The organism is Streptomyces sp. NBC_01669 (assembly GCF_026339735.1).
Classification (GTDB): Bacteria; Actinomycetota; Actinomycetes; order Streptomycetales; family Streptomycetaceae; genus Streptomyces; species Streptomyces yanii.
Genome location: NZ_JAPEQG010000001.1, coordinates 4852028 through 4868769, shown reverse-complemented (window position 1 = coordinate 4868769; position 16742 = coordinate 4852028). Strand labels below are relative to the sequence as shown.

Sequence of the window (16742 nt, the reverse complement as noted above, 5' to 3'; positions counted from 1 at the left end):
ACGGGGCAAAGCTTGCCGGGAGGGGCACTGGACACCAGCTTCGAACGCCCTCTCCGGGCCGGCCGGACGGCCCCCCGAACCGCCGGGAACACACCGCGGTCCGACTGACCATCGGACAGCGCCCGGCCAGGCCGGGGACTCGCGACTCCCCCGAGCGAATCCCCGGCCGCCCACCCCCAGGACCCCGCCTCCATGCCGCGTATGCATCGCGTCACGGAGGCGGGGTCTTGCGTCAAGCCGACGTCAGGGGCGTATCCGTTCCCCTCAACTGCGGGCATAACGTCATCAGTGCCACAGCACGCAGGCACATCGAGGAGGAACAACCATGTCCGACTGCGCCGAAACGGACGACCCCGAACCTCTTGAACCCGTCCCGGCCGGACTGCTCTTCGTCCCCGTCCGGCCGGGTCCCACCGGCGTTGCCGCCCGATGTACGGCACGGTTCTTCCGTACGCCGCTCGGCGGCCGCACCGCCGTCGGCTTCACCTCCGTGCGACAGCTCACCGCCACTCTCGGCGCCGGTCAGTCCTGGATCAGGCTCTCCGAACCGGCCCTGCGCGCCCTGGGGGCTCCGCTCGGCATTACCGCCCTCACCATCGATCCACAGCTGACCGCCCAGCCGTCCCTGCCCGGTTCCCGTGAGCTGTGCCGGCACGACGCGTATCCACCGACCGGTCCAACTGCCGTGCTCGCGCGCCCGTGTTGACGAGCACGGGAAGGAGAGACGTTGTGACCGTCGGCGGAGTGTGACCGGACGACATGCCGCGGCGGGACGTCGGGATGCAGGGCGAGGTCCGGGGGGAGCCGGCCCGGTCGTCAGACGCGGACCGGTGCCGACTCCTCCACCACCTGGGTCCGGGGTGCGCCCCTGGGGTACAGGACCGCCGTCACCACCAGCCCGATGAGGAAGAAGCCCGCCGACCACCAGTACGCCGTGGAGTAGCTCTGCAGCTGGGCCCGGGCGACACTGGCGGGGGTCACCATGCGGTCGGACAGATAGTTCATGGCGGCGCTGGTGGCGAGGGTGTTCAGCAGCGCCGTGCCGATCGAACCGCCCACCTGCTGGCTGGTGCTGACCATCGCCGAGGCCACACCCGCGTCGCGGGCGGCCACCCCGTACGTGGCCAGGTTCATCACCGTGGCGAAGATCGCGCCGAGGCCCAGGCCGAGGACGAGCAGGGCGGGCAGCACATGGGTGAGGTATCTGCTCGTCAGGTCCAGGCTGGTCATCCACACCAGGGCGGCCGCAGCGATGCCCATGCCGAGCGGCACGATCGGTTTCGCGCCGAAGCGCGGCACCAGCACATTGGTCGTCGTCATCGACGTCACAATCATCAAGCAGACCATCGGGATGAAAGCGAGACCGGTGGTCACCGGCGAGTAGTGCAGAGTCCTCTGCAGGTAGTACGTGAGGAACAGGAAGACGCCGAACATGCCGCCGCCGGCGATGAACATCGCCAGGTACGACGCCCCGCGGTTCCTGTTCAGCACCACCCGCAGTGGCAGCAGTGGATGCGCGGCCCGCTTCAGCCACCAGGCGAACGCCACCAGGAGCACACCGCCCGCCAGCAGGAAGCCCCAGGTCTCCGGTGAACCCCAGGGGTGCGACTCGGCGTTGGAGAAGCCGTACACGATGCAGAAGAGCCCCGCCGAGACCAGGACGGTGCCCGGGACGTCGAGCTTGCGGCGGTCGGCGGGGGCACCGGCGGCGAGCAGCCGGATGCCGCCGAGGAAGGCGACCAGGGCGAACAGCAGATTCACGTACAGGCACCAGCGCCAGTTCAGGTACTGGGTGAGGATCCCGCCGAGCAGCAGCCCCACCGCGCCGCCCGTCCCCGCGATCGCGCCGTAGATCCCGAACGCCTTGGCGCGCTCCTTCGGGACGGTGAACGTCGTGGTGAGGAGGGAGAGCGCAGCCGGGGCGAGGAGGGCGCCGAACATGCCCTGGAGTGCCCGGGCGAAGACCAGGACCTCGAAACTCGGGGCGGCGCCACCGATCGACGACGCGACCGCGAAGCCGACCAGACCGGTCAGGAAGGCGATCTTGCGGCCCACCAGGTCGGCCATCCGGCCGCCGAGCAGCAGCAGTGAGCCGAAGGCCAGGGCATACGCGGTCACGATCCACTGGCGGTTGCCGTCGGAGAAGCCGAGGTCCTGCTGGGCGGACGGCAGGGCGATGTTCACGATGGTGGCGTCCAGCACCACCATCAGCTGGGCCAGACCGATCACCGCCAGCACCCACCACCGGCGCGACGGACCGCGCTCACGGTCGAATGCGGGGCGGGACGGCGGGGAGGTGGCGGTCTCTCTCGTGCCACTCACGGAGGGCTCCCCCTCGACAGGCTCCCGCGCATGACGTGAGTGACGAGCCATGGTCCGGGTCTCCCTCGGTGCGCACCCCCGAAATCCCCCGCACCCACGCTAAAGGCAGGTCCGCATCCCCGCATGTGGGGAGGGTTGCCGGGGCCAGGGGCTGTCCCGTCATCCCTGGTGGATCAGCGCGCGGCGTCGGATCGGTGCATCGCAGGGCGGAGGGGCGCCCTCATACGGGGCGTATCCGGGCGCTCCGACAACGCGGCGAGGTGCCGCAACTGTCGTCGTGCGCCCGCCAGGGATGGCAGGAAAAGCTCTGAGAGCCTGTCGGGTGACCTTCGATCGGATAGCGGACGCGGTCTGGTGCGTGCGATTCCAAGGCGGCGGGATGTCCTCGGATGGGGTCTCCCCTGCTCGAACGAAGCTGAGAGCTTGGGGAAGGAGCTACGAGGATATTTCGGCAACGCGGGAAGCGTGCGTGCCAGGGCGTGGCCGCCCGATCAGAGGTCACCCGACAGGCTCTGAGAAGCCGCCTGGTCCCGGCTGGGCCGTCAGAGTTCCTTGGCGGGCCAGTCCAGCAGCCGGGCACCGATCACCGCGGTCTGCAACGTGTAGCGGTGCATCGGATCGGACGGGTCGGAGCCGGTCAGCTGATGGATGCGCTCCAGCCGGTAGGTGAGCGCCCGCACGCTCAACGCCAGCCGGCGGGCCGTCTCTGCGGCGACACAGCCCGCGTCGAAGTACGCGGCGAGCGTCTTCAGCAAAGGCTCCGCGCCGCCTCGCGCCTTCTGGAGCGGGCCGAGTTCACTGCGTACCAGATCGGCCATCGCCTGCCGGTCCCGGGTCAGCACCGGATAGACCAGCAGGTCGGCGGCGTACAGCACCGGATCCTCCAGGTCCATCCGGTCCGCCAGGTCGAGCGCGTCGAGCGCCTCGTCGTACGACTGGACGACGCCGCCCGGGCCCCGGTGCGGGCGGCCGACCGCGACCGTGCCGCCCTCCGTCGCCGCATGCGCCTGCTTGGCGAAATAGCGCAGGACGTCCGGCTGGGCGCTCGGGGCAATGCAGACCAGACGCCCGTCCTTGGTCGTGAGGAGGATCTTCCGGCCGTCGAAGCGGGCGAGCAGCGCCGCCTCCACCATGCGGGGCACCGCATCCGACTCGGTGTACGCCGCCGGGCCCGTCGCCACCGCGACCGCGTGGGCGCGCGACAGCCGCAGCCCGAAGCGGGTGGCCCGCTCGGCGAGCCGGCCCAAATCGCTGCGCCCGTACAGCAGATCGTCGATGAACTCGCGGCGCGCCGCCTCTTCCCGCCGCACGGTGAGCCGCTGGGCGCGCTCGAACCCCTCGGCGATCGCATCGACGGCCTGTTCGACCGCGGCCAGCACGCAGTCGGTGGACGCGGGGTGCGCGGCTGTGGCGCGCGGCCAGGCGGTGCGGGTCGCCGCCAGATGGAGACCGACCAGGGCGCGCAGCTGGAATCCCGCCTCGGCCGCCTGGCGGCCCAGGGCGCGGCGGGCGTCCAGCTCATCACGGGTCAGTCGGCGGCCGGTCTCCGCGACCTCCTCCAGGATGTGGGCGTACTCCCCCAGATACTCGTCGGGAATCTCCGGCTCCGGCACGCCCATGCCTCCAGTTTTGATGCGTCACTGACACCCACTCAACGCGTATGAGCAGGTGTCGGTGCCCGGCATCAAAAACGTACAAAGATTGCCGGATTCCGGCAGTGCGAGACGACGACGTCGGCTGTCATGATCAGGCCCAGCCCCAACCGGGGGAACACGGGGGAATACGGGGGATACGGGGACGGGGGGACGACCCGGCAGCCGCGACGCCGCATATCGGCGGCGCCGCGGCCACCGGAGTCACCGCCGGACGCCCCATCCACCGCACCCCCTCCGACAGGCAGGGGGAGTGGACCGATGCAGGAGTTCCTGAGAGCCGCATCCTCCTTTCCCGCCGTCCTCTTCGGCGCCGCTCTGATCGTCGTCATCTGCTTCTGGCTGCTGGTCCTGACGGGCGCGGCCGACCATCACTCCTTCGACACCGACCTCGACACCGACCTGGCCGGGATCGGCGGTGTGCCGGTCGCCGTCTCGGTGTCCGTGATGGTCGTCGTCGCCTGGTTCACCGGCCTGGCCGGGTCCGTCCTGCTGCACCGCAGCGCGGTCACCGGCACCGCCCGGGCCGCACTCGCCTGCGCCGTGCTCGCCGGGGCGCTGCTGATCTCCTGGGCCGTGGTCCGGATCCTCGTCCACCGCTACCGGCGCCATTTCCCGGCCGAACTCCCGCCGTCCCGGAAGGACTTCCTCGGCCGGGTCTGCACCGTCCGTACCGGCTCCGTCAGCTCCGACTTCGGCCAGGCCGAGGTCGCGGCAGCCGACGGTTCGACCGCGATCGTGCAGGTCAGGCTGTTGCGGCAGACCGATGAGGCGGCGTTCACCGCGGGCAGTGCGGGGCTCCTGTACGCGTACGACGACGAGGGTGAGTTCTTCTGGGTCTCGCCGTACGACGTGACGCTCGACCCGGGCCCGCCGAAGCCCCCACGGCCGCTGCCGCGCTCCCGACGCCGTACCCGCTGAGCCGCCCGCTCCGCCGGGCGCACGGCACACGACCGCCCGCTCCGCCGGGCGCCCCGCACTTCTCACCTTCCTCACCAGCCGCCAAGGACTGTCATGGATGCCATCTCCCTGGGCTTCGGTGTGCTCGTCGCCGTGGTCCTGCTCATCGCGATCGCCCTGCTCCTCGTCATCGGCCGGCTCTTCCGCAAGGTCGAACAGGGCAAGGCCCTGATCATCTCCAAGACCAAGAAGGTCGACGTGACCTTCACCGGAGCCGTCGTCCTGCCCGTCCTGCACAAGGCCGAGTACATGGACATCTCGGTGAAGACGATCGAGCTGCGCCGCACCGGGCGCGAAGGCCTGATCTGCCAGGACAACATCCGCGCCGACATCCACATCAACTTCTTCGTACGGGTGAACAAGACCGTCGAGGACGTCATCAAGGTCGCCCAGTCCATCGGCACCGAGCGGGCCAGCGACAAGGCCGCCATCCAGGAGTTCTTCGCCGCGAAGTTCGCCGAGGCACTCAAGACGGTCGGCAAGCAGCTGGACTTCGTCGATCTCTACACCAAGCGCGAGGAGTTCCGGGACCGCATCATCCGGGTCATCGGCACCGACCTGAACGGCTACCACCTCGACGACGCGGCGATCGACCACCTGGAGCAGACGCCGATGGCGCAGCTCGACGGCGCCAACATCCTCGACGCGCAAGGCATTCGTAAGATCACCGAGCTGACGGCGATCGAGCACGTGCGCACCAACGAGTACCAGCGCACCGAGCAGAAGGAGATCACCCGGCAGAACGTCGACGCCCGCGAGACCATCCTGGAGCTGGAGCGCCGGCAGGCCGAGGCCGAGATCAAGCAGCGGCGCGAGGTCGAGACGCTACGGGCGCGCGAGGAGGCGGCGACAGCCCGGGTCCAGGAGGAGGAACGGCTCGGCGCGCAGGCCGCGTTCATCCGTACCGAGGAGCAGCTCGGCATCCAGCGCGAGAACCAGGCGCGGGAGATCGCCGTTGCGCAGAAGAACCGCGAGCGGGTCATCGCCGTGGAGAACGAGCGCATCGAGAAGGACCGGCTGATCGAGGTCATCGGTCGCGAACGGCAGACCGAGCTGAACCGGATCGCCGCGACGAAGGAGGTCGAGGCCGAGCGCCGCGAGGTCGCCGATGTGATCCGGGAGCGGATCGCGGTGGACCGTACGGTCGCCGAGCAGGAGGAGTCCATCAAGACGCTGCGGGCGGTCGAGGAGTCGGAGCGCACCCGCAAGTCGGTGATCATCGCGGCCGAGGCGGAGGCCCAGGAGAAGCTGGTCAAGGACATCAAGGCGGCGGAGGCGGCCGAGGCGGCGGCCACGCACCGGGCGGCGGAGCAGTTGACACTCGCCGAGGCCCGGCTGAAGAGCGCGGACCTCGACGCCCGGGCCAAGCTGCGGCTCGCCGAAGGCGTCCAGGCGGAGTCCGCGGCGCCCGGACTTGCCGAGGTGCAGGTACGGGAGGCGGCGGCCGATGTCATCGAGAAGACCGGTCTCGCCGAGGCCGGGGCCACGTCCGCCCGGCTCAAGGCCGAGGCCGAGGGTGCGCGGCTGAAGGCTCTCGCCACGGCCGAGGGCACGCAGGCGCAGGCCACGGCGGACGCGGCGATGATCGGCGAGAAGCTGAAGGCGGAGGCGGCCGGGCTCACGGAGAAGGCGGCCGCGATGGCGGCGCTGGACGACGCGTCGCGCGGGCACGAGGAGTACCGGCTGCGGCTCGCCGCCGAGAAGGAGATCCGGCTGGCCGGGCTCGATGTGCAGCGGCAGGTCGCGCAGGCGCAGGCGACGGTCCTGGCCACCGGTCTGGAGAACGCGGACATCGACATCGTCGGCGGGGATTCGGTCTTCTTCGACCGGCTCGTCTCGTCGATCTCGCTCGGCAAGAGCGTGGACGGGTTCGTGGAGAACTCGGACACCGCGAAGGCACTCGCAGGCCCGTGGCTGAACGGGTCGTCGTCGTTCACGGACGACCTGACGCGGGTGCTCGGGTCGGTCTCTACGGGCGATGTGCAGAACCTGACGGTGTCGGCGCTGCTGATGCGGATGCTGGCGGCGCCGGGAGTGGGTGCGGATGCCGGACAGATCCGCCAACTGCTGGACTCGGCGCGAAGGCTCGGTCTGGCGGACCTGCCGGTCGGGGCGCTGGCGGATGCCCCTGATGTACCCGTGTCGCGCAATGGGACGCCGGTGGCGTAGGCGCGGCACGTCGAGCCCGGGCGCCGGGGTGGCCGCTCTGACCTCGGAGGCCGGACGGGCTTGATGGGACGGCCACCTCCCGAGCGCCCACCCGCGCCTCGGGCCCGACCGGTGAGGTTCCGCCCTCGAACGCCGGACGGGCCCGAAAGGGCGGCCACTTCGAGCCCGTCCGGCGTTCGAGGACAAAGCGCGGCCGGCGGCCGCGCCACCCGACCCACATCTCGCAGGGAGCCGTACGCATGGACACCGACCCCACCTCCACCGTGGACGCCGGCACCTACGACGTACTGCGGCGCCGCCTCACCGCACAGGCCACCGAGCTCACCCACCGCGCCGAAGCACTCAACACCCGCCGAACCGAGGAGTTCGGTTCGACGCGCCTCCGTCTCCTGGCCACCGAGCGGATCCGTACGGAGCGCCCCTCCGTGCCCCGCGATCTCGTCTCCGTGGGCGGGCAGTTGCTGTTCGGCTTCGAGCGAGGACCGGGCGCACGCGGCGACGCCGAGGTCGGGGACGTACTCACCCTCCACGGGCCCGATCTGTCACCGGGCCGGGACGCTCTCCTCGCCGACGAAGCCTTCGTACGTGAATTCACCACCCTGCACCGCTACTACCGCGACGCCCGCCTGCTCCGTCTCCGCCGCGTCGACGGGCGGCTCCTCGCCGTGTTCCGTACCGGCGAGACCGCCGACGACATCCGCGTCCTGCGCTGGGCACTCGCCCCGGACGGTTCCCCCGGCGCGTTCCTCGACGCGCGCGGCGACCGCGACCACGTCTTCCCGCCCTCGCACGACTTCACCTGGACCGTGGCGGGCCGCGAGTCGCACATCCCCGGCCGTCACCCGCACATCGCGATCGGCGGCAACGGCGCGCTCTTCGTCGACACCCTCGGCGGCACCCTGACCGTCAAGACGGCCGACGACACCGACACACCGCACGGGATCTACGAGGAGCCGGTCACCGAACCCCTCCAATCCCTCGCCGACGCCGACGTCGAGTACGCCGAGGTCGGCCCCCTGATCCTGCTGCGGATCCGCCCGTACAACGAGGACGCCTGGCGCCACCTGGTCTTCAACACGCTGCTCTCCACCGTGCAGCGCCTCGACGCCATCGGGCCCGCCTGCCACCGGCTGCCGGAGGACCAGGGGATCATCTTCCCCGGCGGCACGTATCTCACCACCGGCGCCGCCAAGACCTTCGACCTCGCCGAGCCGCTCGCCGACCCGGTCTTCGAGGGGGCCGTCCGCTCCCCCAACGGCGAGGACGTCCTCTACCTCTTCCGCTCCCGGGACGACGGCCGCGGCCTTCTTCTCCCCTACAACCTGATCCGCCAGGAGGTCGCCACCCCGCTGCTCTGCCGCGGCCACGCGCTGCTCGACGACGGCACCCTCGTCCTCCTCAAGGACACCGCGTCGACCGAACCTGCCCGTGTGCACGCGGTGCAGCGCTGGCAGACCCCGTACGTCTCCGACACCCATGCCGCCTCCCGCCCGGCCGGGACGGGTCCGCTCGCCCGGGTCGGCAACGCCGATCTGGTACGCGGCATCTCCGACTGTCTCGCGCTGGCGAACAGCGCGACGCGGACCACGCCGACGACGGCCATGTACGCCCGGCTGGTCGCCGACTGCATCCGCACCACCGACCGCTACCACTGGCTCACCGACCCGGAACTCGGCTCGCTCAGCGGCCCGTTGACCGCCCTTCACGACACCGCGCAGCAGGTCCTCGCCGAGTTCGAGACGGTGCAGGAGCTGACGCGGCAGGCCGCCGAGGCACTCAACGGCGCGGCGGACCACCTGACCGCGCTCGTCCGCCGCATCCGCGGCGAAGCCCCGCGCTCGGCCGCCGCCTGGGTCTCCCAGCTCACCGAACTGCGCAGCGCGCACGGCCACTTGGCGACGCTCGGCGAGATGCGGTACGCGGACACCGACCGGATCGCCGAGCTGACGGCGGCCACCGCCACCGATCTCACCTCCGCCGCCCAGCGCGCGGTCGCGTTCCTGAGCCGGGACGACGCGTTCACGGGCTACCACCACGACATCGAGCAGCTCACCGCCGACGCGTCCGCACTCGCCACCGTCGCCGACTCGACCGCGCTCGGCGACCGGCTGACCGAGATGACGGACGGGCTCGCGACGGTCACCGATGTCGTCGCCGGGCTCGACATCGGGGACGCGACCGTCCGCACATCGATCCTGGAACGGATCGCCGAGGTCCTCGGCGGTGTGAACCGGACCCGGGCCACGCTCGACGCGCGCCGCCGTGAGCTCCTCGATCACGAGGGGCGGGCAGAGTTCGCCGCCGAGTTCGCCCTGCTCGGCCAGGCGGTCACGGGTGCGCTGGCCGTCACGGACTCCCCCGACGCGTGCGACGAACAACTGGCCCGGCTCCTGCTTCAGCTGGAGAACCTGGAGTCCCGGTTCGCCGAGTACGACGGATTCCTCGCCGAGCTGGCCGAGCGGCGGACCGAGGTGTACGAGGCGTTCTCGGCCCGTAAGCAGACGTTGCAGGATGACCGCGCCCGCCGCGCCGAACGCCTGGCGGACTCGGCGGCCCGGGTCCTGGAGACCGTCTCCCGGCGCCTGTCCGCCCTCCCGGACCTGGACGCCGTCCACACGTACTTCGCCTCCGACCCGATGGTCGCCAAGGTCCGGCGCACGGCGGACGAACTGCGCGGGCTCGGCGACCCCGTGCGGGCCGAGGAGCTCGACGGACGGCTGAAGGCGGCCCGCCAGGAGGCGGGGCGGGCCCTGCGCGATCGCAGCGAGCTGTACGCGGACGGCGGGGCGACGATCCGGCTCGGCCGGCACCGGTTCGCCGTGAACACCCAGCCGTTCGACCTGACGCTCGTTCCCTCCGGGGACCGGCTCGCGTTCGCCGTCACCGGAACCGACTACCGGGCTCCGGTCACCGACCCGGCGTTCGAGGCGACCCGCCCGTACTGGGACCAACTGCTGCCTTCGGAATCCCCGTCCGTCTACCGCGCCGAACACCTCGCAGCCCGCCTCCTGGACGAGCACGGCGCGGATGCACTGGCCGCCCGCGAACCGGCCGACCTCACCCTGCTCGTAAGGGAGTCGGCTGCGGCCGCGTACGACGAGGGATATCAGCGGGGCGTCCACGACGAGGACGCCGCCGCCATCCTGACCACGCTGCTGCGACTGCGGGCCGATGCCGGCCTGCTGCGTGTCCCGCCCTCGGTACGGGCGACGGCGCAGCTCTTCTGGACGTACGACACGGACGACACCCTCCGCGCCTCCTGGACGCGCCGGGCCGCCTCCCTGGCCCGGGCCCGCGAGACGTTCGGCCTGGCGCCCGCGATCACCGCACTCCAGGAGGAGTGGGCAACCAGGATCGGGACCGATGACGCGCATGCCGTCGCCGCGTACCTCTTCGAGGAGCTGACCTCGGGCCCCGCCGGGTTCGTCACGAGCGCGACCGCCCGCACCTTCCTGGACAAGTTCCGCCGCACCACCGGCACTTCGGCGTACGACGAGGATCTGGAGGTCCTCCGCGACGACCTCCCCGCGCGCCGCCAGCTCGTCGAGGGCTGGCTGACCTCGTACGCATCCGCGAGCGGAACGGACCTCCCGAGCGGTGATCTCGCCGAGGCGGTCGCCGTCGAGCTCTGTCCGGAGCCGGAGCTCACCCGCTACGACTGCGAGGCACCGCTCTCGGCGACCGTGGACGGCCTGCTGGGCACCCATCCGCGCATCGACCGTGGCCGCCTGACCGTCCGCCTCGATGAACTCCTCGCCCGCACGCAGCAGTTCCGTGCGGATACCGTCCCGGGCTTCCGTGCCTACCAGCGAACCCGCACCGCCCTCATCACCGCCGAACGCGCCCGGCTGCGGCTCGACGACCACCGGCCGCGCGTGATGTCCGCGTTCGTCCGCAATCAGCTCCTCGACGAGGTGTACCTGCCGCTGATCGGCGACAGCCTCGCCAAGCAGCTCGGCACGGCCGACGCCGACCGGCGCACCGACTCGCAGGGCCTCCTGCTGCTCGTCTCGCCGCCCGGCTACGGCAAGACGACACTCATGGAGTACGTCGCCGACCGGCTCGGCCTGGTACTCGTCAAGATCAGCGGCCCGTCGCTCGGCCGCGACGTGACCTCCCTCGACCCCGCGCAGGCACGCAGCGCGACCGCCCGCCGGGAGATCGAAAAGATCAACTTCGCACTGGAGGCGGGCAACAACACACTCCTCTACCTGGACGACATCCAGCACACGTCACCCGAACTGCTCCAGAAGTTCATCCCCCTCTGTGACGCCACCCGCCGTATCGAGGGCGTCCGGGACGGCGAGCCGCGCAGCTACGACCTGCGGGGCAAGCGGTTCGCGGTGTGCATGGCGGGCAACCCGTACACCGAGTCCGGCGAACAGTTCCGGATCCCGGACATGCTCGCGAACCGCGCCGACGTGTGGAACCTGGGCGAGGTGCTGAGCGGCCGCGACGACGTCTTCGCGCTGAGCTTCATCGAGAACGCGTTGACCGCCAACCCGGTGCTGGCCCCCCTCGCCGGCCGCTCCCGCGAGGACCTCGCGCTGCTCGTCCGCCTGGCCTCCGGAACGGACCCTTCCCCAAGCTCCCGACTCCGTCCGAGCGAGGGAGGCCCCCTCGCCCATGCGGACCGTCTCGACCACCCGTACACCCCCGCCGAGCTGGACAGGATCACCGCGGTCCTGCGCCACCTCGTGACCGCCCGCGAGACCGTTCTCGCCGTGAACGCCGCGTACATCGCCTCGGCCGCGCAGACCGACGCGACGCGTACCGAGCCGCCCTTCCGGCTGCAGGGCTCGTACCGCAACATGAACAAGATCGCCGAGCGGATCGTGCCCGTGATGAACGACGCCGAACTGGCCGCCGTCATCGACGACCACTACGCGGGCGAGGCCCAGACGCTCACCACCGGCGCCGAGTCCAACCTGCTGAAATTGGCGGCTCTGCGCGGCACCCTCACCGCCGAACAGGCGGACCGATGGGCGGCGATCACCGCCTCGTACGTACGCACCCAGGCACTCGGCGGCCCGGACGGCACCGCTTCCCCGAACCCTCGACCCCACCCGAGCAGCGCAGACACCGCCTCGCGGGCGGTCGCGGCACTGGGCCTGCTCTCCGACCGGATCGCGGCGGTCGAGGCCGCGATCGTCCGCGCATCGGACCCACGTCACCTGCTCGCGGGCCCGGAGCAGTCCGCCCGGCACGCGGCTCCACGCACCCCGACGACACACAAAGATCACTGACCGGCCGGAATGAGTCGAACACCGGGAGGTGGGCAAGGCATGCTGGGATTCGTGTCCACACTTCCCCAGCAGCCCCAACGCTCCCCCCTCAGCGGCCACATGGTCATCTGTGGCGACGACGCACTGGCCCGGCGGCTGGCGGTGGAGCTGCGGTACGTCTACGGGGAGCGGGTCACACTGCTGCTCCCGCCGGGGCGCGATCCGCGCAGACCTGAGCTGCCGCTGACCCAACGCGGCCGCGCGGCAACGCTGTTCGGCCGGATGTCGGCAGCGATGAACCGCAACCTGGTCAACGGCGGCAACGGCGGCAACGGGACCACCGGAAACTCCGACAACGACACCAACGGCGGCGTCGAGGCGGTCCGCATCCTGGAGGCTGCGGAGCCGTCCGACGAGGCCTTCGAGGAAGCGGGTGTGGACACCGCCGCCGCACTCGCACTCGTCTACGACGACGACGAGCGCAACATCCGCGCCGCGCTGACCGCCCGCCGCCTCAACCCCCGCGTCCGGCTGGTCATCCGGCTCTACAACCGCAAGCTCGGGCAGTACCTGGAGACCCTTCTCGACCAGGCCGCCGCGGTCGCCGTCCCCGGACTCGACCCGACGGCGCTGGACGCGTCCACCACCGTCCTCTCCGACGCCGACACCGCCGCCCCGGCACTCGCCGCGACCGCGCTCACCGGTTCCAGCAAGGTCGTCCAGGCGGAGGGCCTGCTCCTGCGGGCCGTCGAACGCACCCCGCCCCGGCAGGGCGAGGTCGCCGACCCCGGACTCTGCACGCTCGCCCTGCTCTCCTCCACCACCCACGACCCGGCGGGCGCCGAAGGATCCGACAGCAGCGGCGCCGAAGGACCCCGACTCCTGCCCGATCACGAACAGGTGGCTGCGGCGACCGGGCGCGGCACGGTGGTCCTGGAAGCCATCCGCGAGGCCGCACCGGATGGTCCGAAACTGCGCATGGGGGGCCGCAGCGCCCCGCTGAGCCAGATCTTCTCGCGCCGTCTGCGCTGGTCGGCGCTGGGGGTCGGCTCGGCGGTCCTGGCCCTCGCCGTCGCCTCCACCCTCACCACAGGCGACCACCCCCTGCACGCCGCGTACCTGACCCTGCTCGACCTCTTCGGGATGGGTGACCCGGCGATCGGCGACCCCACCGCGCGGCAGATCATCCAACTGCTGTCCGGAATCGCCGGCCTGATGCTGCTGCCGCTGCTGGTGGCGGGCGTCCTCGAAGCGTTCGGCTCCCTGCGTACGGCGTCGTCCCTGCGCCGCCCACCGCGCGGACTCTCCGGCCATGTGGTGCTGCTGGGGCTCGGCAAGATCGGTACGAGGGTGCTGGTCCGGCTCCGCGAGCTCGACATCCCAGTGGTGTGCGTGGAGGACGACCCGGACGCGCGCGGTATCCCGGTGGCCCGGCGGCTGCACGTACCCGTCGTCCTCGGGGATGTCACCCAGGAGGGCGTCCTGGAAGCCGCGAAGATCCAGCGGTCCCGCGCCCTTCTCGCCCTGACCAGTATCGACACCACCAACCTGGAGGCGGCGCTCTACGCCCGCTCGGTCAAGCCCGATCTGCGGGTGGCGCTGCGCCTCTTCGACGACGAGTTCGCCACCGCCGTCTACCGCACCCTGCGCACCGCCCACCCGCAGGCCCTGACCCGCTCCCGGTCCGTCTCCCATCTGGCCGCCCCGTCCTTCGCCGTCGCGATGATGGGACGGCAGATCCTGGGCGCGATCCCGGTCGAGCGGAAGGTGATGCTGTTCGCCGCGATCGAGGTGGCGGGCCACCCGCAGCTGGAGGGCCGGACGGTCGAGCAGGCCTTCCGGGCGGGGGCATGGAGGGTGCTGGCCCTGGACGCGACGCCGCACGAGGACCGCCGGCCCGACCTGACGACCGTCGCACCCGCCTCCCCGGACCGTCCGTCGGGCCTGATCTGGAACCTGCACCCGGGGTATGTGCTGCGCGCCGAGGACCGTGTGGTGATCGCGGCGACCCGGCGCGGACTCGCGGAACTGCTCCGCAGACGACGGGCAGTGACACCGCGTTAGAGGCTGTCGGTCCACCTTCGACCGGGAAGCGGGCGGGGCCTGGTGAGCCCCGCACTTTCACGAGGTGCGTTGTCCGAGGCGTGACCGGAAGAGAGAGGAGTGCGCCTGACCTGCTTCGCCACCAGGAGAAGGCGTCGGGTGAACCCGCCAGACGCGGGCCGGGGGGACATTGGCCCAGACGGTGCGTCCGACCGCCCTGCCGCGCTGCCGGTACCCGGCGAGCACGGTCTCGACGGCTCGGTGACGGGCCGCTTCGCCCGCAGAGGCGACGAGTCTGCGGGCCGGGGCGGTACCCACGTACGCGAAGTACGTCAACGCCCCGCCAGGACGCAGCAGTTCGATGTATCTGTCCATCAGTGAAGTCACCGTGTCCGGGACGAAATTGGTGAAGGGCAGGCCGGAGACGATGACGTCGTAGGACTGCCCTGTGTTCAGGTACTCGATCCGCGTTTCGTGGATCCTGACCCGGACACCGTCCTCGCTCGGCACTGGCACGAACGCCTCGCCGGGGCGATCGTCCCGCACCTTCGTATGCGTCGTGCGGCAGTCCCGCATCTGTGCGTGCGCCGCGTGTCCGTCCCGGCCCGGTCGGTATTCACGGACGACGTTCCGCAGGACGGCGGCGAAGCGCGGGTTCGCCTCGACCACGTCCAGAGTGCTTCCCGGGGCGAGCAGCGACAGCAGACAGCGGGTGACGGGGCCGGTTCCTGCGCCCACCTCCAGTACATCCAGGGGTTGTCCGGCCCGCTCGGTGACCGGTGCGGCAAGGGCGGCGGCGAGTCGGCGGCTGCTGGGTGCGACCGCGCCGGTGATACGGAAGCCACGCGCGGCTTCGGCGACGAAGAGCCGGGTGTCGGTGAAACGGGGCCATGAAGTCATGCCAGTGACGCTAGGTAGCGGGCGCTCTTCGGGAATCGGCCGTTGTGTTCGGGTGAACCGGTACGGACGTCATCACCGAGGCGTACGCGACCCCGACGAAAGTAGGGGGTGGCAGCGACCCAAGACCGATGGGCCCCGACCCCCACAACTACCTACAATCGGTCGGTGGAACACAAATACCCCCACAGGGGTCCGGTGTGGACGGAGTGGTTGCTGGCCGGCGGAGTGCTGCTCCTCGTCGCGCAGGGGCTGACCAAAGCCCGATTCGAGATGCAACTGCTTTCCGTAGGACCGATCGTGGCTGTCGCCGCCGCACTGGCGCTGCCGCTTCGCTGGCGCAGTCCGCTCGCTGTGGTCCTTCTCGCCGGGGCGGCGCTGGGCGCGCAGGGCGCGTACGAACCCATGACGGTGATGGTTTTCCACCTGGCGGCACAGGGCCGGGTGCGGGTGGCGGTGGCGGCGGGTGTGATCGCCGGTGCGCTGCCCTGGGTGTGCGCGCCGCCGCTCAGCGGAGGCGTGACGCCGTCGTACGGCGCCGGGCTGCTGTTCGCTTTGGCGTTGACGGCCGGGTTGTGGTGGCACAGCCGTCGGCGGCTCATCGATTCACTGAGCGAACAGGTCGAACTTCGTGCAGAGCAGGCCAGGTTGGCGGAGCGGGCCCGGATCTCGGCCGAGATGCACGATGTGCTGGCCCATCGGCTGAGCCTGTTGGCGCTGCACACCGGGGTACTCGCACTGCGTGCGGAATCGCTGCCGCCGCAGATCGGCGAGCGGATCGCACTGCTGCGCACCACCTCTGCCCAGGCGTTGGACGATCTGCGGGACGTGCTGGGCGCCTTGCGCGCGGAGGACGATGCGGCGCGGGAGGACGGGAGGGATCCCGTGCAGAGAAAGGTGCCTGCACCTGCGTTACGGAACCTGTCCGAACTGCTCGACGAGGTAAGGACCATCGGTCAGAATGTCGCGGCCGACCTGACGGGGGAACCCGGTGCCGCACCCGCGACTCACCTCCTCGCGGTGCACCGGCTCGTTCAGGAAGGCCTCACCAACGCCCGTAAACACGCACCGGGCACGGCGGTGCGACTGCGGGTGCACTACGGCGCACCGGCCACGGAGGTGGAGTTGGTCAACTCGCCTCCCGCAGTGACCGCTTCACGGGCCGATGGAGTCGTCGGCCGGGGCTTCGGCCTGATCGGGCTCGCCGAACGGGTGGCCGGGCTGCACGGCTCTCTCGCCCACGGTCCGGAGCCGGATGGGGGATGGCGGCTCGCGGCCCGTCTGCCAATGAGTGCCCCGGACGGTGAGCCGACCCGAAGAGCCTTCGAGGAAAACGGCGCGCCCCGCACGGCCGGACCTGTCGGCGGACGAGCGGGCAGAACCGTCGGCAAAGGCCTGGCCAAGGCCACGTGCAAGGGTGTGGTGAAGAGGATCGGGAAGCGGTCCGTGAATCGGATCGGGCAGACATGAGCGA

The 16742-nt window shown here is 71.0% G+C and carries 9 protein-coding genes; 6 read left to right on the top strand and 3 right to left on the bottom strand.

Annotated features, from left to right (window positions below):
* Positions 1 to 325 precede the first annotated feature (325 nt).
* On the top strand, positions 326 to 706 hold the full coding sequence (locus OG972_RS21780; RefSeq protein ID WP_266983933.1) for an SAV_915 family protein: 381 nt from the start codon (positions 326 to 328) through the stop codon (positions 704 to 706).
* Between the two features lie 110 nt (positions 707 to 816).
* On the opposite strand, the gene OG972_RS21775 is transcribed toward OG972_RS21780, so the two are convergent.
* Together OG972_RS21775 and OG972_RS21770 are read right to left on the bottom strand one after the other, a co-directional pair.
* On the bottom strand, positions 817 to 2238 hold the full coding sequence (locus tag OG972_RS21775) for an MFS transporter (RefSeq protein WP_266990648.1): 1422 nt from the start codon (positions 2236 to 2238) through the stop codon (positions 817 to 819).
* A 626-nt stretch (positions 2239 to 2864) separates the two neighbouring features.
* Complete coding sequence (locus tag OG972_RS21770) at positions 2865 to 3935, bottom strand: CdaR family transcriptional regulator (RefSeq protein WP_266990646.1); 1071 nt, start codon at positions 3933 to 3935, stop codon at positions 2865 to 2867.
* Between the two features lie 300 nt (positions 3936 to 4235).
* Here OG972_RS21770 and OG972_RS21765 point away from each other — a divergent pair, with 300 nt between their 5' ends.
* The 4 genes from OG972_RS21765 to OG972_RS21750 all read left to right on the top strand — a co-directional run bounded on the left by OG972_RS21765 (position 4236) and on the right by OG972_RS21750 (position 14392).
* Positions 4236 to 4895 (top strand): hypothetical protein, encoded by a 660-nt coding sequence (locus OG972_RS21765; RefSeq protein WP_266983931.1) that lies wholly within the window; start codon positions 4236 to 4238, stop codon positions 4893 to 4895.
* A 93-nt stretch (positions 4896 to 4988) separates the two neighbouring features.
* Complete coding sequence (locus OG972_RS21760; RefSeq protein ID WP_266983929.1) at positions 4989 to 7103, top strand: flotillin family protein; 2115 nt, start codon at positions 4989 to 4991, stop codon at positions 7101 to 7103.
* A gap of 239 nt (positions 7104 to 7342) precedes the next feature.
* A complete protein-coding gene (locus OG972_RS21755; protein WP_266983928.1) occupies positions 7343 to 12349 on the top strand; it encodes a DNA repair ATPase in 5007 nt (1668 codons plus the stop codon).
* A 39-nt stretch (positions 12350 to 12388) separates the two neighbouring features.
* The gene (locus OG972_RS21750; protein WP_266983927.1) at positions 12389 to 14392 is read left to right on the top strand and encodes an NAD(P)-binding protein; all 2004 of its coding nucleotides are present in this window, start codon (positions 12389 to 12391) and stop codon (positions 14390 to 14392) included.
* 57 nt (positions 14393 to 14449) lie between these two features.
* On the opposite strand, the gene OG972_RS21745 is transcribed toward OG972_RS21750, so the two are convergent.
* The gene (locus tag OG972_RS21745; RefSeq protein ID WP_266983925.1) at positions 14450 to 15271 is read right to left on the bottom strand and encodes a translation initiation factor IF-2; all 822 of its coding nucleotides are present in this window, start codon (positions 15269 to 15271) and stop codon (positions 14450 to 14452) included.
* Between the two features lie 165 nt (positions 15272 to 15436).
* Here OG972_RS21745 and OG972_RS21740 point away from each other — a divergent pair, with 165 nt between their 5' ends.
* Entirely contained in the window at positions 15437 to 16738 is a 1302-nt protein-coding gene (locus OG972_RS21740; RefSeq protein WP_266983923.1) for a sensor histidine kinase, read from the top strand.
* The last annotated feature ends 4 nt before the right edge of the window (positions 16739 to 16742 follow it).

What these genes read in the sequence shown, in the direction of transcription:
- OG972_RS21780 (WP_266983933.1), top strand. Translation starts at nt 326, where the DNA reads ATGTCCGACTGCGCCGAAACGGACGACCCCGAACCTCTTGAACCCGTC.
- OG972_RS21765 (WP_266983931.1), top strand. Translation starts at nt 4,236, where the DNA reads ATGCAGGAGTTCCTGAGAGCCGCATCCTCCTTTCCCGCCGTCCTCTTC.
- OG972_RS21760 (WP_266983929.1), top strand. Translation starts at nt 4,989, where the DNA reads ATGGATGCCATCTCCCTGGGCTTCGGTGTGCTCGTCGCCGTGGTCCTG.
- OG972_RS21755 (WP_266983928.1), top strand. Translation starts at nt 7,343, where the DNA reads ATGGACACCGACCCCACCTCCACCGTGGACGCCGGCACCTACGACGTA.
- OG972_RS21750 (WP_266983927.1), top strand. Translation starts at nt 12,389, where the DNA reads ATGCTGGGATTCGTGTCCACACTTCCCCAGCAGCCCCAACGCTCCCCC.
- OG972_RS21745 (WP_266983925.1), bottom strand. Translation starts at nt 15,271, where the DNA reads ATGACTTCATGGCCCCGTTTCACCGACACCCGGCTCTTCGTCGCCGAA.